16 protein-coding genes and 3 tRNA genes are annotated in these 23,455 nt (G+C 65.7%); 13 read left to right on the forward strand and 6 right to left on the reverse strand.

Annotated features, from left to right (window positions below; genetic code table 11):
- The first annotated feature begins 13 nt into the window (after positions 1–13).
- Positions 14–886 carry an alpha/beta fold hydrolase gene (locus L880_RS0110430; RefSeq protein WP_027475635.1) on the forward strand — a complete coding sequence of 291 codons (873 nt, stop codon included), beginning with the start codon at positions 14–16 and terminating at the stop codon, positions 884–886.
- An 11-nt stretch (positions 887–897) separates the two neighbouring features.
- Here the strand turns inward: L880_RS0110430 and L880_RS32165 are convergent, their stop codons facing one another.
- From L880_RS32165 to hemH, 3 genes are all read right to left on the reverse strand, one after another.
- Positions 898–1,860: an alpha/beta hydrolase gene (locus tag L880_RS32165; protein WP_084461213.1), complete on the reverse strand. Its 963-nt coding sequence runs from the start codon at positions 1,858–1,860 to the stop codon at positions 898–900.
- A 171-nt stretch (positions 1,861–2,031) separates the two neighbouring features.
- On the reverse strand, positions 2,032–4,479 hold the full coding sequence (locus tag L880_RS0110440) for a Lon protease family protein (RefSeq protein ID WP_245615069.1): 2,448 nt from the start codon (positions 4,477–4,479) through the stop codon (positions 2,032–2,034).
- A gap of 72 nt (positions 4,480–4,551) precedes the next feature.
- Positions 4,552–5,646 (reverse strand): ferrochelatase, encoded by a 1,095-nt coding sequence (gene hemH, locus L880_RS0110445; protein WP_027475637.1) that lies wholly within the window; start codon positions 5,644–5,646, stop codon positions 4,552–4,554.
- 49 nt (positions 5,647–5,695) lie between these two features.
- Between hemH and L880_RS0110450 the strand changes: the two genes are divergently transcribed.
- The gene (locus L880_RS0110450) at positions 5,696–6,391 is read left to right on the forward strand and encodes an HAD family hydrolase (protein ID WP_157462781.1); all 696 of its coding nucleotides are present in this window, start codon (positions 5,696–5,698) and stop codon (positions 6,389–6,391) included.
- 7 nt (positions 6,392–6,398) lie between these two features.
- On the opposite strand, the gene hpnE is transcribed toward L880_RS0110450, so the two are convergent.
- From hpnE to hpnC, 3 genes are all read right to left on the reverse strand, one after another.
- On the reverse strand, positions 6,399–7,745 hold the full coding sequence (hpnE, locus tag L880_RS0110455; protein ID WP_051443220.1) for a hydroxysqualene dehydroxylase HpnE: 1,347 nt from the start codon (positions 7,743–7,745) through the stop codon (positions 6,399–6,401).
- Positions 7,738–8,577, reverse strand: a complete 840-nt coding sequence (gene hpnD / locus L880_RS0110460) for a presqualene diphosphate synthase HpnD (protein ID WP_027475640.1) — start codon at positions 8,575–8,577, stop codon at positions 7,738–7,740. The genes hpnE and hpnD overlap by 8 nt, the downstream gene beginning before the upstream one ends.
- Positions 8,578–8,651: 74 nt before the next feature.
- Entirely contained in the window at positions 8,652–9,557 is a 906-nt protein-coding gene (gene hpnC / locus L880_RS0110465; protein ID WP_027475641.1) for a squalene synthase HpnC, read from the reverse strand.
- Between the two features lie 136 nt (positions 9,558–9,693).
- On the opposite strand from hpnC, the gene L880_RS0110470 reads away from it, so the two are divergent.
- The 11 genes from L880_RS0110470 (at position 9,694) to L880_RS0110520 (ending at position 23,143) form a co-directional block, all read left to right on the forward strand.
- Positions 9,694–10,914 (forward strand): efflux RND transporter periplasmic adaptor subunit, encoded by a 1,221-nt coding sequence (locus tag L880_RS0110470; RefSeq protein WP_157462783.1) that lies wholly within the window; start codon positions 9,694–9,696, stop codon positions 10,912–10,914.
- Positions 10,915–10,922: 8 nt separating this feature from the next.
- Complete coding sequence (locus L880_RS0110475; protein ID WP_027475643.1) at positions 10,923–14,090, forward strand: efflux RND transporter permease subunit; 3,168 nt, start codon at positions 10,923–10,925, stop codon at positions 14,088–14,090.
- 177 nt (positions 14,091–14,267) lie between these two features.
- Positions 14,268–14,354 (forward strand) — tRNA-Leu (locus L880_RS0110480).
- A 79-nt stretch (positions 14,355–14,433) separates the two neighbouring features.
- Positions 14,434–15,744 (forward strand): trigger factor, encoded by a 1,311-nt coding sequence (gene tig, locus L880_RS0110485; RefSeq protein ID WP_027475644.1) that lies wholly within the window; start codon positions 14,434–14,436, stop codon positions 15,742–15,744.
- A gap of 104 nt (positions 15,745–15,848) precedes the next feature.
- Positions 15,849–16,457 carry an ATP-dependent Clp endopeptidase proteolytic subunit ClpP gene (gene clpP, locus L880_RS0110490; RefSeq protein ID WP_019574496.1) on the forward strand — a complete coding sequence of 203 codons (609 nt, stop codon included), beginning with the start codon at positions 15,849–15,851 and terminating at the stop codon, positions 16,455–16,457.
- A gap of 99 nt (positions 16,458–16,556) precedes the next feature.
- Positions 16,557–17,822, forward strand: a complete 1,266-nt coding sequence (gene clpX, locus L880_RS0110495) for an ATP-dependent Clp protease ATP-binding subunit ClpX (protein WP_019574497.1) — start codon at positions 16,557–16,559, stop codon at positions 17,820–17,822.
- 126 nt (positions 17,823–17,948) lie between these two features.
- Positions 17,949–20,384, forward strand: a complete 2,436-nt coding sequence (lon, locus tag L880_RS0110500) for an endopeptidase La (protein WP_027475645.1) — start codon at positions 17,949–17,951, stop codon at positions 20,382–20,384.
- A gap of 100 nt (positions 20,385–20,484) precedes the next feature.
- Positions 20,485–20,560, forward strand: a tRNA-Gly gene (locus L880_RS0110505).
- Positions 20,561–20,613: 53 nt separating this feature from the next.
- Positions 20,614–20,687, forward strand: a tRNA-Cys gene (locus L880_RS0110510).
- A gap of 458 nt (positions 20,688–21,145) precedes the next feature.
- Positions 21,146–22,345, forward strand: coding sequence for a tetratricopeptide repeat protein (locus L880_RS0110515; protein ID WP_027475646.1), 1,200 nt, complete (start codon positions 21,146–21,148; stop codon positions 22,343–22,345).
- 21 nt (positions 22,346–22,366) lie between these two features.
- Positions 22,367–23,143, forward strand: coding sequence for a WecB/TagA/CpsF family glycosyltransferase (locus L880_RS0110520; RefSeq protein WP_027475647.1), 777 nt, complete (start codon positions 22,367–22,369; stop codon positions 23,141–23,143).
- Positions 23,144–23,455 lie beyond the last annotated feature (312 nt).

The raw sequence follows: 23,455 nt of genomic DNA on the forward strand, positions 1-23,455 counted from the left end.
AACGGAAATGCCCATGGCCATGTCTTCCCACTACCTGCGCTGCGCAGGCCGCGAACTTCATTACACCGAGTGGGGCGACCCGCAGGCCCCGGCCGTGATCGCCTGGCATGGCCTGGCGCGCACCGGCCGCGACATGGACGAACTGGCCGAGCACCTCAGCGCGCGCTACCGCGTGATCTGCCCCGACACCCTGGGCCGGGGCCTGAGCCAGTGGAGCCCCGATCCGGGCCGCGAGTACACGCTGGCCTTCTATGCCCAGCTGGCCCAGGGCCTGCTCGATGGCCTGGGGCTGGATCAGGTGCACTGGGTGGGCACCTCGATGGGCGGCGCCATCGGCACGGTGTGCGCGGGCGGGCGCGTGGTGCCGGCGCTCAAGGGCCGACTCAAGAGCCTGGTGCTGAACGACAACGCGCCGCGTCTGGCCGACGCCGCGATCGCGCGCATCCGCGCCTATGCCGGTGAACCGCCGGCCTTTGATTCGGTGCTTGAGCTGGAAGCTTTCTTCCGCCAGGTCTACAAGCCCTATGGCTGGCTCAGCGACGCGCAGTGGCGGCGCCTGACCGAAACCTCGACCCGGCGCCTGCCCGACGGGCGGGTCACGCCGCACTACGACCCGGCCATGGTGCAGCAGTTCACCCTGCACCCGAACGACTACCTGATCTGGGACGACTACGACGCCATCGACATCCCGGTGCTGTGCCTGCGCGGCGCCGAGTCGGACCTGGTGCTGCCCGAGACCACCGCCGAGATGCTGCGCCGCGGCCCGGGCCTGCGTGGCCTGACCACGGTGGTCGAGGTGCCCGGCTGCGGCCATGCGCCTGCGCTCAATGTGCCCGATCAGCTGCAGCTGGTGAGCGACTTCATCGCCCGCGCCCAGGCGGCCTGAGCCTCACGCCCTCAAAGCGACTTGGCAAAGAACTGGGCGATGCCCTGGCGCAGGGCGTCCCCGCCGTGTTCTCGGTAGTCCAGGTGGTCGGCCCCGGGGATGCGCCACAAGGCCTTGGGGTGGCCGGCGCGCTCGAACAAGGCCTGCTCCACCGCCACCGGGGTGTCGTGGTCGCCCTCGGCCGCCACCAGGCGCAGCGGGCGTGGGGCGATCTGGTGGATGACCTGGGCGGGTTGAACCCGGTCGGGGTCGATGCCGGCCCACCAGAAATCCAGCAACAGCAGCCAGGTGCTCCAGGCCGTGCCGCTCTTGTGGCGCAGCTCTTCGCGCAGCGAGGACCACATGTTGTGCAGCACCACCGCCTTGATGCGCGGGTCGCTGGCCGCCACCATGCACACTGTGCTGGCTCCGATGGAGAAGCCCTCGGCGCCCAGGCGCCGGGGGTCGGCATCGGGGCGGGCGCTGACCCAGTTCAGGGCGGCGATCAGGTCTTCCTGCTCCAGGTCACCCCAGGTCTGGGTGTCGCCCTCGCTGTTGCCGCTGGCGCGCGAGTCGTACAGCAACACCCCGATGCCGCGTTCGGCCAGGGCCTGGGCCTGGGCCAGAAACCACAGCCGGTTGCCTTGGCCGCCATGCACAAAGACCACCACCGCCCCGGTGCGCGAGGGCTTGTACCAGCCCTGCAGCAGCAGGCCGTCGGCGGTGGCAAAGCTCACGGGCTGCACCCCCCCGTGCAGGGCCTGCTGGGCCAGGGCCAGGTCGGCGGCCAGCACCGGCGTGCGGGCCGGGTGCAGCATGGCACTCGCCACCTGGTTGTGGTGCACGAGTTTGGCGCCCAGGGCCAAGGCCAGCAGCAGGGCCAGCACCCAGGGCGCGAGGGCGCGCGCCCGCCTGCGCCAGCCGCTTGTGATGGGGGCTGGTGGGGCGTGGGTGCGGGGCAGGGGGGCCGCGTCGGGCCCGCGGGGCTTGGACATGCGCGTTCTCGGTCAGGCAGGGAACACCCCGGGCGCTCATGGCCCGGCTTGGATGGCTCGGCGTGCGGCAGGTGCCGCAGCGTGTTCCCTGTGGCCCGGATTGTGGGCCGACTGTGTAACGCGTCTGTGTGGTGCAGGTGTCTGTCGTGTTGGGGATGGGGCGGCGGCTGATCAGCGTCCGCCCCGCCCGGGGCGCAGGGCACGCCGGCAGGCCCGGCGGTAGGCGGCCAGCGTGTCGGCGGCCCGTGCGTGCACCTCGCGGGCCGGCTGGCCGGCCAGCAGGCTCAGGCCTTCGCTGGCCTGGCGCATGGTGTACACATGGAACTGCCCGGCCGCCACCGCGGCCACCAGCTCGGGCGACAGCATCAGCTGGCGCTGGTTCAGCGCGGGCAGCAGCACGCCTTGCTGGCCGGTCAGGCCGGCGCGCCGGCAGACCTGGAACCAGCCCTCGATCTTCTCGTTGAGGCCGCCCACGGGCAGCACCTCGCCGTGCTGGTTCAGGGCGCCGGTGACGGCGATGTCCTGCCGCAGGCCCACGCCCGACAGCGAGGACAGCAGCGCGAACAGCTCGGCGCACGAGGCCGAATCACCTTCCACCCCGTCGTATTCCTGCTCGAAGCCCAGCGAGGCCTGCAGGGCCAGCGGTGCCTGATCGCTGAACAGCGCGTGCAGATAGCCTTGCAGGATCAGCACACCCTTGTCGTGGATCGGGCCGGACAGGCGCACCTCGCGCTCGATGTTGAGCACACCCTGGTGCCCGGCCTGGGTGCGGGCGCTGATGCGCATGGGCACGCCGAAGCGGTGGTCGCCGGTGTCGATCTGGCTCATGGCATTGAGCTGGCCCACGGCCAGCCCGGTGGTGGAGATCAGCCGCTCACCCTCGCTGATGCTGTCGAGCACACACTGCTCCAGGTAGTCGTGGCGCTGGCGCCGGGCCTGCAGGGCGGCCGCCACGTCGGCGGCGCTCACCAGAACGCCCTGGCGGTCGCGGCACTGCTGGGCGCTTTCGATCAGCGCCATCTCGATCTGGCCCAGCTGGGCGCTCAGGTAGTGCTGGTCGTCGGCCTCGCGGTGGCTTTGCTCCAGCAGGGCGGCCACGCCCGCGGCCTCGAAGTGGGGCAGGCCCAGCTGGCGGCAGCGGCAGGCCACCCAGGCGGCCATGGCGTGGCGGTTCTCATCGCTGGCGGCAAAGCGGTCGGCGAAGTCGACCTTGACGCGGAAGCGCCGCGCCATCTCGGGGTCGGCCTCTTGCAGCTTGTAGAAATCGTCGGGCGAGCCGATCAGCACCAGGCGCACGTCCACGGGCACGGCATCGGGCTGCAGGCTGGCCCCGGCCGGGGTGCCGGTGCCGCCGGGCTCCTCGATCTGCAACTGGCGTGAACGCAAGAAGCGGCGCAGCCGCTCCCACAGGGGTTCGTCGTCGATCAGGTCGGCCAGGTGCAGCATCAGGTAGCCGCCATGCGCCTGCAGCAGGCCACCGGCGTGGATGGCCGTGTGGTCGGCGGGGCCGGCGTCATCGCCGCCGGGGTGCTCGATGCTGCCGAACAGGCTGCGCATCTGGGGGTTGTTGTCCAGCACCACCGGGGCGCCTTGCTGCTCGGCGTGGTCCACCACCAGGTTGAAGGCCAGGCAGTGCTGCCAGTGCGCCAGATCGGCCTTGCGGTCAGCCTCGTCCTCATCCTCGGCCAGGGGCAGGAACAGGTCGATCTGGTTCAGCACCTCGGCGATGGCCGCCTGCACCCAGGCCTGCAGGCCGCTGCGCTCGGCCTCGGCCAGGCCGGCCAGGGCGGTGTCAAAGGCCTTTTGCAGCTGCGGCGTGAGGGTGCGGCGCTTCAGGGCCTCCAGGGCCTCGTCGCGGGCGATCTCGCGCAGGCGCAGCTGGGCCAGCACGCGGGCCATCTCGGCGCGCACCTCGTTTTCGGTGGCGGTGGCCAGGGCCTCGGCGGCGGCCTTGTCGGCCTCGCTCGGGTGGGGCTTGTCCTTGTCTTTGCCATGCGGCTTGTCGGGCAGCACCAGCTTGAGCCGGTCGGATTCGCGTTGCAGCTGGTAGCCATGGCGGGCGGCCAGGGCTTCCAGGTTCTTCAGCGCCAGGTGTTCTTCGCGCTCAAAGGCTTTTTCGATGCCATCGGCCTCCAGAGTGACCTCGGCGGCTTCCAGCTGGGCCGGGATGTCGGCGGCCAACTGCCGGGTGAGCTGCTGCAGGCCCTGGCGCAGCAGGCGGCCGGTGCCGGCCGGCAGGCGCAGGGCCAGGGGGCGCTGCGGGGCTTCAAAGCGGTGCAGATAGCCCAGGTCGGGCGGCACCGGGCGCGCCTGGGCCGCCTGGTGCAAGGCCTGGCGCAGCAGCGAGCTGCGGCCGCTGCCGACCTCTCCCAGCACGAACAGGTTGTAGTCAGGGGCTTGGATGTGCAGACCGAACTCGGTGGCCTGCCGGGCGCGGTGCTGCCCGATCCAGCCCGGGGCCGGGTCGCCCAGTTCGGCGGTGCTGGCAAAGCCCAGGCTGGCGGGATCGATGTGGCGGCGCAGTTGCTGGGCCGTCAGGGCAGGCAGGGTGGGCAGGTCGGTGGAGGGGGCGGGCATTGACGAAAGAGAGGTGTCGGGGGCCAGGAGGTCGGAAAGCATAACGCTTACCAGCCCTGGCCCCTGTGGGGTGGCTGAGTTCGGGGTTCAGCGCAGGGGAGGCAGATGCCGCGCTCAGTGCTTGGCGCCGGCGGCCAGGGCGCGCTCGCGGCTGTCCGCCAAGGCCTGCGGTGTCGGGGCCTGGGTGGGCCAGCCCTGCAGGTGCTGCTGGGCCAGGGCGCTGAGGGCGGTGATCCAGGCCGGGCTGTCGTTCAGGCAGGGGATGTAGTGGAAGGCTTGGCCCCCCGCATGCAAAAAGGCCTCGCGCGCCTCCTGGCTGATTTCTTCCAGGGTTTCGAGGCAGTCGCTGGTGAAGCCGGGGCAGACCACGTCCACCCGGGCTGTGCCGGCCTGGGCCAGGGCCACCAGGGTGGGTTCGGTGTAGGGCTCCAGCCACTTGGCCTTGCCGAAGCGCGACTGGAAGGTGATCTTGTAGCGATCGGCGCGCAGGCCCAGGCGCTCGGCCAGCAGGCGGCCGGTCTTCAGGCATTCGCAGTGGTAGGGGTCGCCCAGGTGCAGGGTGCGCTCGGGCACACCGTGGAAGCTCATCACCAGTTGGTCGGGCTGGCCGTGTTCGCGCCAGTGGGTTTCGACGCGGCGGGCCAGGGCGTCGATGTAGCCGGGGTCGTCGTGGTAGCGGTTGATGAAACGCAGCTCGGGCAGGTGGCGCTGGCGCAGGCCCCAGTGGGCCACATCGTCGAACACGCTGGCGGTGGTGGTGCCCGAGTACTGCGGGTAGGCCGGCAGGATCAGCACACGGGTCACGCCATCGGCTTTCAAGGCATCGAGCTGGCTGGCGATCGAGGGCTGGCCGTAACGCATGGCATAGCGCACCTGCACCTGGTGGCCGGCCTCGCCCAGCCAGCCTTGCAGCAGCTTGGCCTGCTTCTCGGTCCAGGCCTTGAGGGGCGAGCCCTCGGGCGTCCAGACACTGGCGTACTTGGCGGCCGACTTGGCCGGGCGCACGCGCAAGATGATGCCGTGCAGGATGGGCTTCCAGATCAGGGCCGGGATCTCGACCACGCGGTGGTCGCTCAGAAACTGGGCCAGGTAGCGCCGCAGGGCCGAGGCCGTGGGGGCCTCGGGCGTGCCCAGGTTGCACAGCAGGATGGCGGTGCGGGCGGCTTGACCGTGGCGGTAGGCGGGCTCGGGGGCGAACTTGGACGGCATGGGCTGGGTGGGGCTGAGGTTTTGAGGGATGCAGTATTCTCAGCCACCTATGCTCGATCACGCCCGAATCAAGGCCATTACCCTGGACCTGGACGACACTTTATGGCCCATCTGGCCCACCATCGCCCGCGCGGAGACGGTGCTGGCCGACTGGCTGCAGCGCCATGCGCCGGCCACCGCCACCCTGTTTTCGCGCCCCGGTGCGCTGCGCGAGATCCGCAACCAGATGACCACCCTGCGCCCTGACCTGGCCAGCGACCTGAGCGCGCTGCGGCGCGAATCCATCCGCCTGGCCCTGGGGCAGGCCGGCGATGACCCGTCCCTGGCCGAGCCGGCCTTCGAGGTGTTTTTTGCCGAGCGCCAGCGCGTGGACCTGTTTGACGACGTGCACGAGTGCCTGGGCCGCCTGGCGGCGCGCTACCCCCTGGTGGCCTTGTCCAACGGCAATGCCGATGTGCAGCGCGTGGGCTTGGGGGCGTATTTCAGCGCCAGCCTGAGCGCGCAGCAGTTTGGCGTGGCCAAGCCCGACCCGCGCATCTTCGAAGCCGCCGCTGCGGCCGCCGCCGTGGCCCCGGCCGAGGTGCTGCATGTGGGCGACGACGTGGATACCGACGTCATGGGGGCGCTGAACTCGGGCCTGCAGGCGGTGTGGGTGAACCGCGAGGCCAAGGCCTGGCCCCATGCCAGCCCGGCCCCCTGGACCATCAGCAGCCTGCACGAGCTGTGCCGGCATCTGGTGGGGTGAGCCGGGTTCAGCCCAGGGCCGCCACCACCGCCTGGGCGCTGAGCACCGCGCCTTCCAGCGTGGCGGGATAGGGGCCTTCGACGTAGTCGCCGCAGGCCCACAGACCTGAGATCAGGCGCTGGGCCGGTCGTTGCAGGCCCGGGGTGCAGGCAAAGGTGGCGCGTTTTTCGATCACCGTGCCCAGGGCTTGCAGATCACTCAAACCCAGCGGGGCCAGGGCTTGCCGGCCTTGGGCCAGCACCTGTTGCGTGAGGGCCTCGCGGCTCAGATCGGGGCTGGCGCTGAGCACAAAGGCCAGCAGGCCGGCCGGACCACCGAGTTGCCCACGGTCGAACACGAACTGGGCCGGGGCCTCGGGCCCGCAGCGCAGGGCCAGCAGGGGCTGGGGCAGGCGCAGGGGGCCGGCCTCGACCTTGGCCTGGGCGTACACCGTGGTGATGGCCTCGAAGCGCAGGGCCCGGGCCTGGCTGGCCCAGTCGGCCAGGCGGGCGGGTTCATCGCCGGCCAGGCCTGAGGCCTGGGTCAGCAGGCGGGCCGCTTCGCCGGGCGGGCAGGCCAGGATGACCTGATCGAAGGCGGCGGTCTCCCCGGCCGCCAGTTGAAGCTGCCAGCGCCCCTGTGGGGCGCGCAGCAGGCCTTGCACCCGTTGGCCCACTTGCACGCCGTGCCCCTGGTTGCGCAACCAGTGCGCCGCGGGCTCGGGCCACAGGGCCCCGAGGTCGGTGCGTGGCAGCAGCAGGTGCGAGGCACCCGGGCCGCCGGCCAGTGAGTCGCGCAGCACGCGCAAAAACACCTCGCCGCTGGATTGGTCCACCGGGGTGTTGAGGGCGGACACGCACAGGGGCTCGATCAACTCGGCCATCACCCGGGGGCGGATGCCCTGGCACAGGGCCAGGACGCTCGCATCGGGGGCGCAACGGAAGCCGGCGATCTGCCAGCGCAGGGTGACGGCCAGCAGCGAAAACCGGTCGCGCCACGACCAACCCCGCGCGCCGAGGATGCCGGCGGCCGCATCAAGCGGGGCGAGCCAGCGCGGCAGTTGCAAGCCACCCCCATCCGGGAAACGCAGCGTCAGCGGCAGGCGCAGCAAGGCCTGGTCGGGGTCCACGCCCACCCGGCGCATCAGGCGCAGGCTTTGGGTGTAGGCGCCTATCAGGATGTGCTGGCCGTTGTCCAACCCGGTCAGCGCGGCGGGGCCGGTCAGGGTGCGGGCGCGGCCGCCGAGCTGGGGGGCGGCCTCGAACAGCTGCACCGCCCAGCCCTGGTCGTGCGCGGCCAGGGCCGCGGCCAGCCCGGCCCAGCCTCCGCCGATGACGGCGAGTGGGCGAGCTGCCTGAGTCGGGGCCTCAGACACGGCCCAGGGCCTGCACCTTCCAGGCCAGCCACAGCTTGCGCAAAGGGGTCAGGCTGATGCGCTGGTGCAGCACCTGGAAGTTCTCGTCTTCGATCTCGCGCAGCAGGGTGCGGTAGATGCTGGCCATCATCAGGCCGGGTTTCTGGGCCCGCAGATCGGCCGCAGGCAGCAGGGCCATGGCCTGGTCGTACAGCTGGTGGGCCCGTTCGGCCTGGAACTTCATCAAGGCGGTGAAACGCTCGGAGTAGACGCGTTGCAGCACCTCGTGGGCCTTGACGTCGAAGCGCTGCAGCTCGTTCACCGGCAGGTAGATGCGGCCGCGCATGGCGTCTTCGCCCACGTCGCGGATGATGTTGGTCAGCTGGAAGGCCAGGCCCAGGGTGTGGGCGTATTCGGTGGTGCGTTCTTCGGTCTGGCCGAAGATGCGGGCCGAGACCTCGCCCACCACGCCGGCCACCAGGTGGCAGTAGCGTTGCAGGCCGGGGTAGTCGAGGTAGCGGGTCTGCTCCAGGTCCATCTGGCAGCCCTGGATGACGGCCTGCAGCTGTTCCTGGCGCAGGCCGTACACCGGCACGTGCGGCATCAGGGCCTGCATCACGGGGTGGCTGGCCTGGCCGGCAAAGGCCTGGCGCACCTCGTTCTGCCACCAGGCCAGCTTGGTCATGGCCACCCCGGGGTCGCTGACCTCGTCGACCACGTCGTCCACCTCGCGGCAAAAGGCATAAAAGGCCGTGATCGCGGCGCGGCGCGGCTTGGGCAGGAACAGGAAGGCGTAATAAAAGCTGCTGCCTGAGGCGGCGGCTTTTTGCTGGACGTAGTCTTCTGGGGTCATGGATTGGGCTGGGCGTACGGGCGGCATTGTCCCATCTTGTGAAGACACGGTGAGCCGGCCCGTGCCAAGGCCGTTCACATCCAGAGGGTGCGCCACAGCAGGGGCAGGGCGTCAGCCCGGCCCAGCTTGATGCGCCGGGCCAGTGGGTTGCCGCCGGTGGCGCGGATGCGCTGCAGCACGCGCAGGCCGCCCTGCACCACCAGGCGCAGTTCCCAGCCGGCGCGCCCCGGCAGGCGGTGCACCAGTGGGGCGCCGCGCTGCATCAGGTGTTCGGCCCAGGCCAGGTTGTCGGCGATCAGGGCCAGGGCGGCGGGCGTGGTCTGCAGGACCTGCAGTTGCTGGCGCGGCACGCCGAAGCGCAGGCAATCGGCTTCGGTGAGGTAATGGCGCCCACGCGGGATGTCCTGGCTCAGGTCCTGCCAGAAATTGATCAGTTGCAGGGCGCTGCAGATGTCGTCGCTCTGGGCCAGGGCGGGGGCGTCGGTCACGCCATGCAGGTGCAGCAGCAGGCGCCCGATGGGGTTGGCCGAGCGGCGGCAGTAGTCGAGCAGGCTGTCGCGGTCGGGGTAGCGCTGCTGGTCGCGGGTGTAGGCAATGTCTTGCATGAAGGCGCTGATCAGGTCGTCCAGCAGGGCCACTGGCAGGCCCCAGGCCGCTTGCTGTCGCGCCAGCGGGGCCAGCACGGGCTGCCAGCGCCCGCCGGCCACGGGCCCGGTGGCCAGGGTGGCGTGCAGCTCGGCCTGGTAGGCGGCCAGGGTGGCCAGGCGCTGGGCCGGGCTGTCGTCGCCCTCGTCAGCGATGTCGTCGGCGGTGCGGGCAAAGTGGTAGAGCGCGGCGATCGGCGGGCGCAGCCGGGGCGGACACAGCCATGAGGCCACTGGAAAATTTTCGTAGTGGGTCAAGGGCAACACTTCAGCCTGGGCATTGTTGCGATGGGGGGTGGGCTCAGGGGTTCCGGTGGCGCTTGGCTTGACATGCATCAGAACAATCCCTTAGGCTACTAACCAATCAGTCATTAATGTTGAACCCCAGGCTTGGCCTTGGTGACTTGACACTTTTCTGGCGCCAGGGGCTCCCCTGTTGCCGCTTAACCGCACTTCGTTCAGCAGGTTGCCCATGCCCGTCACTGTGAATGTCCACCGTGCCCGTCCCCATTTTGCGGGGATCGTCGGCGTTTCTCTGGTTTTGTCCCTGGTCAGCCTGTTGGCCGCCTGCTCGCGGCCCGAACCGGCCGCCGAACCGGTGCGTTCGGTGAAGGTGCTGACGGTGGCAGAGAGTCGCATGGGAACGAAGAATGAGTATTCGGGCGAGGTTCGGGCCCGCATCGAGTCGCGACTGGGCTTCCGGGTGGGCGGCAAGATTATCCGCCGTCAGGCCGAGCTCGGGCAGCGCGTGCAGGTGGGGCAGGTGTTGGCCCAACTGGACCCGCAGGACTTCAAGCTGGCCGCCGACGCAGGCCGGGCCCAGGTGGCTTCGGCGCAGACCAACCGCGATCTGGCTGCGGCCGACTACCGCCGCTACAAGGATCTGTACGACAAGAACTTCATCGGCGGCTCGGAATTGCAACGCCGTGAAACCACCCTGAAGGCCGCGCAGGCCACGCTGGAGCAGGCCCAGGCCCAACTGGCCAGCCAGGGCAACCAGATTGCCTACACCTCGCTGGCGGCCGATGTGTCGGGCGTGGTGACGGCCATCGAGGCCGAACCGGGCCAGGTTGTTCAGTCCGGCACACCGGTGGTGCGCATTGCGCAGGACGGCCCGCGCGACGTGGTGTTTGCGGTGCCGGAAGACAAGGTGGGTTCGGTGCGCGTGGGGGCCAAGGTGGTGGTCAAGGTGTGGTCGGAAGGGCGTGAAATCGAGGGTGAGGTGCGCGAAGTGGCTGCCAGTGCCGATGCCGTGACCCGCACCTACACCGTGAAGGTGGCCTTGCCGGTGCAGGGTGCTCCGGCCCTGGGTTCGACCGTGAACGTGCTGCCGCAGGGCCTGGACAAGGCCGCACCGGCGGTGTTGAAGCTGCCCACCAGCGCCTTGCGTCAGGAAGGCCGGTCGACCGCCGTCTGGGTGCTGGATCCGAAAGCCATGACCGTGCGCCTGCAGCCGGTAGAGATCGCCACGGCGGATGGCAACGAGGCCGTGGTGGCCGGCGGCATCAAGCCGGGCGACCTGGTGGTGGCGGCCGGCGTGCACGTGCTGTCGCCGGGCCAGAAGGTCACCATCTACCAACCCAAGAAGGCGCTGCCCGGTGCAGAGGGTGCCCAGGCGCCGGGCGCGACCCCAGCCGCGACCCCCGCTGCTGTGGCCCCGGCTGATGCCGCTCCCGCCGCTGCGGCGAAGTGAGGTCTGGCATGAGCAACGCGCAGCCCAAGGAAAGCTTCAACCTGTCGAAATGGGCGCTGGATCATCCGGCGCTGACCCGCTACCTGCTGGTGGTGCTGATGTTGCTGGGCTTTGCGGCCTACTTCCAGCTCGGCCAGGACGAAGACCCGCCATTCACCTTCCGGGCCATGGTGGTGCGCACCTACTGGCCCGGGGCCACGGCCCAGCAGGTGGCCGAGCAGGTCACCGACAAGCTCGAAAAGACCCTGCAGGAGGTGCCCTATGCCGACCGCATCCGCAGCTACTCCAAGCCGGGTGAGTCGCAGATCATCTTCCAGATCAAGGACTCGTCCAAGCCGGGCGATGTGGCCAACGTCTGGTACCAGGTGCGCAAGAAGATCGGTGACATCCGGTACACCTTGCCTTCCGGCACCCAAGGACCGTTTTTCAACGACGAGTTTGGCGATGTGTATGGCGTGATCTACGCGCTGGAGTCGGACGGCTTCAGCTATGCCGAGCTCAAGACCTTTGCCGACGATGTGCGCCAGTCGCTGCTGCGCGTGCCCGATGTGGCCAAGGTGGAGCTGTTCGGTGTGCAGGACGAGAAGATCTTCATCGAGATCTCGCAAAAGCGCCTGGCCCAGCTGGGCCTGGACCTGAATGCCGTGCTGGCCCAGCTCAACGCCCAGAACGCGGTGGAGAGTGCTGGCGCCGTGCAGACGCCGCAGGATGTGGTGCAGGTGCGCGTGCAAGGCCAGTTCGAGGCGGTGGAGCAGTTGCGTGCCATGCCGATCCGCGGCAGCTCGGGCAACCAGCTGCGCCTGGGCGACATCGGCGAGGTGCGCCGTGGCTATGTGGACCCACCGTCGGTGAAGGTGCGCCACAACGGCCGTGAAGTGATCGCCATGGGCGTGTCGATGGCCAAGGGCGGCGACATCATCGAGCTGGGCAAACAGCTCAAGCTGGCCACCGAAAGAATCGAGAAGACCCTGCCGGCCGGCCTGACCCTGGTGCAGGTGCAGGATCAGCCCAAGGCGGTGACCACCTCGGTGGGCGAGTTTGTGCACGTGCTGATCGAGGCCGTGGTGATCGTGTTGGCCGTGAGCTTCGTGAGCTTGGGCCTGCACAAGCGAGCGGGCAGCCAGCCCCTGTGGCGCCGCTATTACATCGACGTGCGCCCGGGCCTGGTGGTGGGCATCACGATTCCGCTGGTGCTGGCCGTGACCTTTTTGGCCATGTGGTACTGGGGCATCGGGCTGCACAAGATCTCGCTGGGTTCGCTGATCATTGCGCTGGGCCTGTTGGTGGACGACGCCATCATTGCGGTGGAGATGATGGTGCGCAAGATGGAGGAGGGCTACGACAAGGTGCGTGCCGCCACCTTCGCCTACGAGATCACCGCCATGCCGATGCTGACGGGTACGCTGATCACGGCAGCCGGTTTTCTGCCGATCGGGCTGGCCAAGTCGCAGACGGGTGAATACACCTTTGCCATCTTTGCCGTGACCGTGATCGCGCTGGTGCTGAGCTGGGTGGTGTCGGTCTACTTTGTGCCGTACCTGGGGGCCTGGCTGCTCAAGCGCCCGCCCCATGTGCAGGAGATGGGCGCCGGGCATGAGGGCGGCGAGCCGCACGAGATGTTCGACACCCCGTTCTACAACACCTTCCGCCGCGCCGTGACCTGGTGCGTGGCGCACCGCTGGGCCACCATCGCGGCCACGCTGGCAATTTTTGCGCTGGGCATCGTGGGCATGGGCAAGGTGCAGCAGCAGTTCTTCCCGGATTCCAGCCGGCCCGAGATCCTGGTGGACATCTGGTTCCCCGAAGGCACCTCGTTTGCCGCCAATGACGCCGTCACCCAAAGGGTCGAGGCGCGGCTGCGTGAAGAGGTGGGCGTGAATAGTGTCAGCACCTGGGTGGGCTCGGGCGTGCCCCGCTTCTACCTGCCGCTGGACCAGGTGTTCCCGCAGACCAACGTTTCGCAATTCATCATCCTGCCGGTGGACCTGAAGGTGCGCGAGAGCCTGCGCATCAAGCTGCCGGCACTGCTGGCCGAGGAGTTCCCTGAGGTGCGTGGCCGCGTCAAGTTGTTGCCCAACGGGCCGCCTGTGCCGTACCCGGTGCAGTTCCGGGTGATGGGCTCGAACCCGGCGGTGCTGCGTGAGCGGGCCGACGAGGTCAAGGAGCTGCTGCGCAAGAACAGCCACATGCGCGGTGTGAACGACAACTGGAACGAGTCCGTGAAGGTGATCCGCATGGAGGTCGATCAGGCCAAGGCGCGCGCCCTGGGTGTGACCAGCCAGGCGATTGCGCAGGCCTCGGCGGCCATTCTGTCGGGCACGGCGGTGGGGCAGTTCCGCGAGAACGACAAGCTGATCGACATCGTGGTGCGCCAGCCCCTGGAGGAGCGCAACGCGATCACCGACCTGGGCAATGCCTACCTGCCTACTGCCAACGGGCGTTCCATCCCGCTGACCCAGATCGCCAAGCCGGTGTTCACCTGGGAGCCGGGCGTGATGTGGCGGGAGAACCGCGACTATGCGGTGACCGTGCAGGGCGACATCGTGGAAGGCCTGCAAGGCGCCACGGTGACGGCCGAACTGTTGCCTGAGCTGCGTGCCCTGGAGGCGAAGTGGCAGGCCTCGGGCCAGGCCTTCCGCATCGAGGTGGCGGGCGCGGTGGAGGAGAGCAGCAAGGGCTCGGCCTCGATCGCCGCCGGCCTGCCGGTGATGCTGTTCCTGACCTTCACCCTGCTGATGCTGCAGTTGCAGAGTTTCAGCCGCTCGGTGCTGGTGTTCCTGACCGGCCCGCTGGGCATTGCCGGTGTGGCCGGCGCCTTGCTGGTGCTGAACCGGCCGTTCGGCTTCGTGGCCTTGCTGGGGGTGATTGCCCTGATGGGCATGATCCAGCGCAACTCGGTGATCCTGATCGACCAGATCGAGCAGGACCGCGCCCGTGGTGTGCCGGCCTGGGACGCGATCGTGGAGTCGGCGGTGCGCCGCTTGCGCCCCATCGTGCTGACCGCCGCGGCGGCCGTGCTGGCCATGATCCCGCTGTCGCGCAGCGTGTTCTGGGGGCCGATGGCCGTGGCCATCATGGGCGGCCTGATCGTGGCCACCTTGCTCACCTTGCTGGCGCTGCCGGCCATGTATGCCGCCTGGTTCCGCGTGAAGCGCCCCGAAATCGAGGTGAATTGAGCGTTGGCGCGGCTTGCAGCGCGAAATTTGCGGGGTTTTGGGGCCTTTTCGGGCCTCAGAACCCTGCATCTGACCCGGTTTCGGGCCGGAACCCGGATTTCATCCCGCTAAAATAGAAGGTTGACCGATTTCGTTGGGGTGGTCAGTGTGAGCTGATCGCCCGTTTTGTTTTCAGGCGCGCGGGTGGCGAAATTGGTAGACGCACCAGGTTTAGGTCCTGACGCCAGCAATGGTGTGGGGGTTCGAGTCCCCCCCCGCGCACCACATGTGAATTTGAGATTTATTTACGCCAGGCCAGGACGTGCACATCACGCGGCCTGACATGCCATATCAGGAGAAAACAATGGCTGTTACCGTTGAGACCCTCGAGAAGCTCGAACGCAAGATCACGCTGACCCTGCCCGTCACGGCAATCCAGGCTGAAGTGGACACGCGCCTGAAGCGCCTGGCCCGCACCGTCAAGATGGACGGCTTCCGTCCGGGCAAGGTGCCGATGGCCGTGGTGGCCCAGCGCTATGGCTACTCCGTTCAATACGAAGTGATGAACGACAAGGTGGGCGAGGCTTTTGCCGTGGCCGCCAATGAAGCCAAGCTGCGTGTGGCCGGCCAGCCCCGCATCACCGAAAAAGAAGGCGCGCCCGAAGGCGAGCTGACCTTTGACGCCGTGTTCGAAGTGTTCCCCGAAGTCAAGATCGGCGACCTGTCGACCGCTGAAGTCGAAAAGCTGTCGGCCGATGTGGACGACGCTGCCATCGACAAGACCCTGGAAATCCTGCGCAAGCAACGCCGCACCTTCGCTCAACGCGCCCAGGATCAGGCTGCCCAGGACGGCGACCGCGTGACGGTCGACTTCGAAGGCAAGATCGACGGCGAACCCTTTGCCGGCGGCAAGGCCGAAGACTTCCAGTTCCTGATCGCTGACGGTCAGATGCTGAAGGAATTCGAAGACGCCGTGCGTGGCATGAAGGCTGGCGAAAGCAAGACCTTCCCCCTGGCCTTCCCGGCCGACTACCACGGCAAGGATGTGGCCGGCAAGCAAGCCGACTTCCTGGTCACCGTGAAGAAGATCGAAGCCGCCAACCTGCCCGAAGTGAACGACGCCCTGGCCAAGACCCTGGGCATCGCTGACGGCACCGTGGAAGCGCTGCGCGCCGACATCAAGGCCAACCTCGAGCGTGAAGTCAAGTTCCGTCTGCTGGCCCGCAACAAGCAAGCCGTGATGGACGCCCTGGTGAGCAAGGCCGAACTCGACCTGCCCAACGCCAGCATCCAGGCTGAAATCGGCCGTCTGGTCGAAGGCGCCCGTGCTGACCTGAAGCAGCGCGGCATCAAGGACGCCGACAAGGCCCCGATCCCCGACGACGTGTTCCGCCCGCAAGCCGAGCGCCGCGTGCGCCTGGGTCTGGTGGTGGCCGAGCTGGTCCGTGCCAACGAACTGCAAGCCAAGCCCGAGCAACTCAAGGCCCACATCGAAGAGCTGGCCGCCAGCTACGAGAAGCCGGCTGAAGTGGTGCGCTGGTACTTCGGCGACCAGAACCGCCTGGCCGAAGTCGAAGGTGTTGTGATCGAAAACAACGTCACCGAATTCGTGCTGTCCAAGGCCAAGGTCACTGAAAAGTCGGTTTCGTTCGACGAACTGATGGGCCAGGCCTGAGACCTGATCTGATCTCTCTTTTTTGAGATGTTGAGGGGCTTGTGCTTTGTTGCGCAGGCCCCACTTCATTTTTGGGTACAGTTAGGTTTCCCCTTGGAGAAAACATGAGCGCACTGGACATTCAAGGCCTGGGCATGGTCCCGATGGTCATCGAGCAATCGGGTCGTGGCGAACGGTCCTACGACATTTATTCACGCCTGCTCAAGGAGCGCGTGGTGTTTCTGGTGGGCCCGGTGAACGACCAGACGGCCAACCTGGTGGTGGCACAGCTGCTGTTCCTGGAGAGCGAAAATCCTGACAAGGACATTTCGTTCTACATCAACTCGCCGGGCGGTTCGGTGAGCGCGGGCATGGCCATCTACGACACCATGAACTTCATCAAGCCGCAGGTGTCGACGCTGTGCATCGGCATGGCCGCCAGCATGGGCGCCTTCCTGCTGGCTGCGGGCGAAAAGGGCAAGCGTTACTCGCTGCCCAATTCGAAGGTGATGATTCACCAGCCCCTGGGCGGCGCGCAAGGCCAGGCCACCGAGATCGAGATCCATGCCCGCGAGATCCTCAAGACCCGCGAGCAATTGAACAAGATCCTGGCTGAACGCACCGGCCAGCCGCTGGAGAAGATCGAGCGCGACACCGAGCGCGATTACTATCTGTCTGCCGACGAAGCCAAAGATTACGGCTTGGTGGATCAGGTGATTGCCAAGCGGCCTTGAGCAGTATCCCGGCTGAATGAGCGGCGTTTCCCGGGAGAGGGAAGCGCCGTTTTTTATTTCGCTATCATCTAGAACAACGCGTTACAAGGCATTTCCGACATGGCCGACAAAAAAGGCTCCACCAGCGAGAAAACACTCTATTGCTCCTTTTGCGGCAAAAGCCAGCACGAGGTGAAGAAGCTGATCGCCGGTCCATCGGTTTTCATCTGCGATGAGTGCATTGATCTGTGCAATGAGATCATCCGTGATGAGCTGCCTTCGACCGAGGCGGGGCGCGAGGCCCGTGGCGATCTGCCGACGCCCTCCGAGATCAAGCTCAATCTCGACAACTATGTGATCGGCCAGGAAGTGGCCAAACGCACGCTGGCCGTGGCGGTGTACAACCACTACAAACGCCTGCGCCACAAGGACAAGGGTGCCAAGGACGAGGTTGAACTCTCCAAGAGCAACATCTTGCTGATCGGGCCCACCGGCTCGGGCAAGACCTTGCTGGCCCAGACGTTGGCGCGCATGCTGGACGTGCCTTTCGTGATGGCCGATGCCACCACCCTGACCGAAGCCGGTTATGTGGGTGAGGACGTCGAGAACATCGTGCAGAAGCTGCTGCAGAGCTGCAATTACGATGTGGAGCGGGCCCAACGAGGCATCGTCTACATCGACGAGATCGACAAGATCTCGCGCAAGTCCGACAACCCTTCGATCACCCGCGACGTGTCGGGCGAAGGGGTGCAACAGGCCTTGCTGAAGCTGATCGAAGGCACCATGGCCAGTGTGCCGCCCCAGGGTGGGCGCAAGCATCCGAACCAGGACTTCCTGCAGATCGACACCACCAACATCCTGTTCATCTGCGGCGGCGCTTTTGCCGGCATCGAAAAAGTGATCGAGAACCGCACCGAAGCCTCGGGCATCGGTTTTGGTGCCTCGGTGAAGAGCAAGAAGCAACGCAGCCTGACCGAGATGTTCGGCGAGGTGGAGCCCGAGGATCTGATCAAGTTCGGCCTGATCCCCGAGCTGGTCGGCCGCATGCCGGTGGTGACCACGCTGGCCGAGCTCAGCGAGGACGCGCTGGTGCAGATCCTGACCGAGCCCAAGAACGCCCTGGTGAAGCAGTACCACAAACTGCTCGCCATGGAAGGTGTCGATCTGGAGATCCGCCCTGCGGCTTTGCAGGCGATCGCCAAGAAGGCGCTGGCCCGCAAGACCGGTGCACGGGGCCTGCGATCGATTCTGGAGCATGCCTTGATCGACACGATGTTCGATCTGCCGAACGCCTCGAATGTCGAGAAAGTGGTGGTGGACGAGTCCACCATCGATGAAAACAAGCCACCGCTGCTCGTGTACCGCGAGGCAGCCAAGAAGGCTTGACCCCCCGGGCTGGCAACTTGACCCAGCCCGGTGCTGGCACGGCGGCTGCTTGGCCGTCATGTCGGCGCCGGCGGGTTGAAATCTCCCGTTTGCGGACCATATTCAACAGGTAACCAAAGGATATCCATGTCCGGACAACCCCCCCTGCCTGCCACGTCCATCGACCTGCCGCTGCTTCCGCTGCGCGATGTGGTCGTGTTCCCCCACATGGTGATTCCGCTTTTCGTCGGCCGCCCCAAGAGCATCAAGGCTCTGGAGTTGGCGATGGAGGCCGAGCGCCGCATCATGCTCGTGGCCCAGCGCACCGCCGCCAAGGACGAGCCCTCGGTGGCCGACATGTTCTCGGTCGGTTGCGTCTCGACCATCCTGCAGATGCTCAAGCTGCCCGACGGCACCGTCAAGGTGCTGGTGGAAGGCCAGCAGCGCGCCACGGTCGAGAAGATCGACGATGCTGAGAGTCACTTCTCGGCCACCGTGCTGCCGCTGCCCGTGCCCGAGGTCGAGCCCGAAGGCGCCAAGGCCAGCGAGATCGAAGCCCTGCGCCGTGCCGTGATGCAGCAGTTTGACCAGTACGTCAAACTCAACAAGAAGATCCCGCCCGAGATCCTGACCTCGATCGCCAGCATCGACGATCCGGGGCGTCTGGCCGACACGATTGCCGCTCATTTGCCGCTGAAGCTGGACAACAAGCAGGCTGTGCTCGATCTGGCTGGCATCAAGGAACGACTCGAAAATCTCTACGAGCAGCTGGAGCGCGAGGTCGACATCCTCAATGTCGACAAGAAAATCCGTGGTCGCGTGAAGCGCCAGATGGAGAAGAACCAGCGCGACTTCTACCTCAATGAGCAGGTCAAGGCCATCCAGAAAGAGCTGGGCGAAGGCGAGGAGGGTGCGGACATCGAGGAGATCGAGAAGCGCATCAAGGCCGCCAAGATGCCCAAGGATGCCTTGAAGAAGGCCGAGAGCGAACTCAAGAAGCTCAAGCTCATGTCGCCCATGTCGGCCGAGGCCACCGTGGTGCGCAACTACATCGATGTGCTGGTCGGTTTGCCCTGGGCCAAGAAGACCAAGATCAAGCACGATCTGGGCAATGCCGAGAGCGTGCTGAACGAAGACCACCATGGCCTTGAAAAGGTCAAGGACCGCATTCTTGAGTACCTCGCGGTGCAACAGCGTGTCGACAAGGTGAAGGCCCCCATCCTGTGTCTGGTCGGCCCGCCGGGTGTGGGCAAGACCTCGTTGGGGCAGTCGATCGCCAAGGCGACCGGGCGCAAGTATGTGCGCATGGCGCTGGGCGGCATGCGTGACGAGGCCGAGATCCGCGGGCATCGCCGTACCTACATCGGCGCCCTGCCGGGCAAGGTGCTGCAAAGCCTGACCAAGGTCGGCACGCGCAACCCGCTGTTCCTGCTGGATGAGATCGACAAGCTGGGCACGGATTTTCGGGGCGACCCCTCAAGCGCGCTGCTGGAAGTGCTGGACCCCGAGCAGAACCACACCTTCGGTGACCATTACGTGGAGGTCGACTTCGACCTGTCCGACGTGATGTTCGTGGCAACTTCCAACTCCATGAACATCCCGCCCGCGTTGCTCGATCGCATGGAGGTGATCCGCCTCTCGGGTTACACCGAAGACGAGAAGACCAGCATCGCCGAGAAATACCTGCTGCCCAAGCAGATGAAGAACAACGGCGTGAAAGACAGCGAGTTGCTGGTCACGGAAGAAGCCATCCGCGACATGGTGCGCTACTACACCCGTGAAGCCGGCGTGCGTTCGCTGGAGCGTGAACTCTCCAAGATCTGCCGCAAGGTGGTCAAGGGCCTGCTGCTCAAGAAGATGACGCCCAAGGTGGTGGTGACCGGCGAGAACCTCGACCAGTTCCTGGGCGTGCGCAAGTACACCTATGGTCGTGCCGAGCAACAGAACCAGGTGGGGCAGGTCGTGGGTCTGGCCTGGACCGAGGTGGGTGGCGATCTGCTGACCATCGAGGCGGCCTTGATGCCCGGCAAGGGCAACATCACCCGCACCGGCTCGCTGGGCGATGTGATGAAGGAATCCGTGGAGGCTGCTCGTACGGTGGTGCGCAGCCGCTCCAGGGCGCTGGGCATCAAGAACGAGGTGTTCGAAAAGAACGACATCCACATCCACGTGCCCGATGGCGCGACGCCCAAGGACGGCCCGAGTGCCGGTGCGGCCATGACCACGGCCTTCGTCTCGGCGCTCACGGGCATTCCGGTGCGCAGCGATGTGGCCATGACAGGCGAGATCACCTTGCGTGGCGAAGTGACGGCCATCGGTGGCTTGAAGGAAAAGCTGTTGGCGGCCTTGCGGGGTGGCATCAAGACGGTGCTGATCCCGGAGGAAAACGTCAAGGACCTGCAGGAGATCCCCGAGAACGTGAAGAACGGCCTCGAGATCGTGCCTGTCAAGTGGATCGACAAGGTGCTGGAGGTGGCTCTGGAGCGTGTCCCTGCGCCTTTGACCGACGAGGAGGTGGCTGCCAGCACGGCCGCTGCCGCCGCGCCGACACCTGCGGTGGCCACCGACGGCCTGAAGCACTGATCGGGTCAGGTTCAAATTTCGCTCGCCGAGTCTGAGGAGGGCGAAATTTGGGCTATAATTTTTGGATCGCAGCAAACTTGGAAACAGGTTTGTTGAGAATGCGGGAATAGCTCAGTTGGTAGAGCGCAACCTTGCCAAGGTTGAGGTCGAGAGTTCGAGACTATTTTCCCGCTCCAGATTTCCGAAAAGGGAAGCCTCCGCTTCCCTTTTTCGTCAGAGCAGTCAGCACGGCGCGATAGCAAAGCGGTTATGCCCCGGATTGCAAATCCGGTTAGTCCAGTTCGACTCTGGATCGCGCCTCCAACATCACATCGGTTCCCGATGTCAAAAAGCCCAGCGACGCTGGGCTTTTTTGTTTCTGTCTCCATCTTCGCCTCCGTCTCCTCCTCGATTTGTGGTTTTCGTGCCAACCTGCGTTCCTGTGCGAGCGCCCGATGGCCCCGACGCTGGCTCTGCGCTGCAGGGGATCTTGGCAGGATGCCGTCGATCGCAGCACTCAGACAAACCTCTTTTTTGGTGACTTCGTTATCGAAAGCTTTATATTTTTAGGGCATCATCCAGCGGAAGCATTTGCAAAAATGTGCAAAAATTGTTGCGTTGAAGCGATGGGTGTGATTGTTCGGATCTGTTTGGTCTGATTTATCAAATCCCGTCTGATCTTCGGATCTGTTGGGCGGTGATCACGCCGAATATTTCAGCGCACCCGTGTTGCTGCACCTTCCATACCTTTCTGAGGGCCTGTGTTGATGAGAATGCCTGTGATGCTTGCCGTTGCGACTGCAGCATTTGCCTTTTGCATTCCGGTCACAGGACTCACTGACACTGTGGCGTTGGTGAACGCCAACCCCAAATCCGACCTCGATGTTCTGATCGCCGAGGGCAGCTACAACGATGCGCTGGCCCTGATCGACAAGGTGGAGCGCCGGGGCAATCTGCCCCCTGAGATGCAACTGAAGCGCGGCATTGTGCTCATGCAACTTGGAGATACCGATGAGGCTCGAAAAGTTTTCGAACGCTTGCGTGATGCGTATCCGACGCAAGCCGCCCCCTATGTGAATCTGGCCGCCATCGAGGCCCGGTCCGATGATCTCGAGCGCGCCAGCCAGAACTTGGCCAAGGCCAGGGATCTGGCTCCCAAGCAGGCGTCAACCCACGAGAGCCTGGGGCGGATCCATCTGGGTCTGGCCTGGAAGAGCTTCAAATTGGCTGCGGAGTTGGATCCGGGGCGCCAAGCCTTGCTGCGCAAGAACGAGTTGATTGAAAGTCTGATCAAGGACAGCGCACCTCCCGCAGTGCCTGCCGCTGTGACCGCGCAGGCCAACACCTCGGCCCCGGTGCGTGCGATCGCACCTCCACCGGTGGCGGCACCTGTGGCGGCGCCGGCACCTGTTTCACAGGCCGCACCCATGGCTTCGGTGGTTCGAGAGCCCGCAGCATCACCGCGTGCATCGGAGGTGACCCTGCTGGGAACGCGTTCGATGGGAGGGGCCGTGCCCGCCACAGTGTCTGCAGTGGCCCCTTCGCGTCCTCTGGAGGTGTTGCCCGAATCGCTGCGTCCAACTTCGGCGGGCCAGGCCGGGTCAGGGTTGACGCATTGCCCGGATGTTGAAGAGGCTGCTTGCACATCGGCGCTGCAGAGCTTGGAGGCCTGGCGTCTGGACTGGTCAGAGCGCTCTCTTGAGAAATACCGGGCTCATTACCTGCCTGGGTACTTTCCACCCCAATTCAAATCAGTTGCCCAATGGATCGCGTTTAAAAAACGGGTTTTTGACAGTGCCGGCAATATTCAGGTTTCCTTGAATATCACGGCCGTCAAATGGCTGGACAGCAAACGGCTGAGCATTGCTGCGGTACAGCGGTACCAATCAGCGACTTACCGCGATCAAACCAGAAAACGTTTTGTCATGATCAGGGATGGGGACCGTTGGCGGCTTGCTTCTGAACAAAAAGACGAAACCTGAGTCATCCCCATCCTGAATCCCATGCCTTCTGACAACCTGCCCGGCGCCGTGCGCCTGTTTGGCCTCGACATATTGCCGCTGAGTTTCGAGCAGTCCACGGATTTGTTGGTGCATGCTGCTGCCACCAAAGGCCCCAAGGTGGTGGTGACCACCAATGTGGACCACGTGGTGCGCCTGGACCGCGATCCTGAGTTGAAAGCGCTGTATGCCAGTGCAGACTACACCTTTGCCGATGGCATGCCCGTGGTCTGGGCGAGTCGCCTGCTCGGGACCCCTTTGCCAGAGCGTGTGACCGGGGCAGACTTGTTTGTGGCCCTGTGCCGCCACAGCGTGACCAGCGGTCAGCGGGTGTTTGTGCTGGGCGGGCGCCCCGGGCAGGAGCGCCTGCTGCAGGACCGCTATGCCAAACGTTTTCCGGGCATGGATGTGGTGGTGTGTTGCCCGCCCATGAACTTCGACCCGGCGGGGAGCGAGGCAGAAGCCATCGTCAAGACCATCAGGGCCTGTCAGCCCGATTTCATCTTTGTCTGCCTGGGCTTCGAGAAGCAGGAGCGCTGGGCTCTGCGGCACGTGCGCCGACTCGATTCCGGTGTCATCGTCTGTGTCGGCGCGGCGCAGGAGTTCGCCTTGGGCCTCAAGCGCCGGGCGCCGCGATGGATGCAGAACAGTGGCCTGGAATGGCTGTGGCGACTGACCTCCGATCCAGTCCATCTGTGGCGCCGGTATCTGCTGCAGGCACCCGTTTTCCTCTGGCTGTTGCTGCAGGAGTGGCGAACGCATCGGCGCTCGTATGCTTGAGCGTGATCCAGAGCCTGCGATATTGCGCTGCTCTGTGCTCTGTGCTCTTTTTACCTTTGGCGAAGGCTTGAACAGGGGGCCATCGGCATGGCGATAGGAGTGGTGGTGGCAAATACCGGGCGCTGTCTGCCGTTGACGACTACAATTTTGGACAGATCAAGCGTTCAGGAAAAGATCGTCCCCACCCATTCGCGCATCGGGGATCCGGGTCATTTTGTGCCAGGAAAATCCGATGGCCAGCTCTCCATGTTGGGCTCCATTGCCTGGCCATTTGATCCGCGCGTCTCCAGTCGAGATTTTTGTTTCCATCTT

The sequence above is a fragment of the Curvibacter gracilis ATCC BAA-807 genome, from assembly GCF_000518645.1.
Lineage (GTDB): Bacteria > Pseudomonadota > Gammaproteobacteria > Burkholderiales > Burkholderiaceae_C > Curvibacter > Curvibacter gracilis.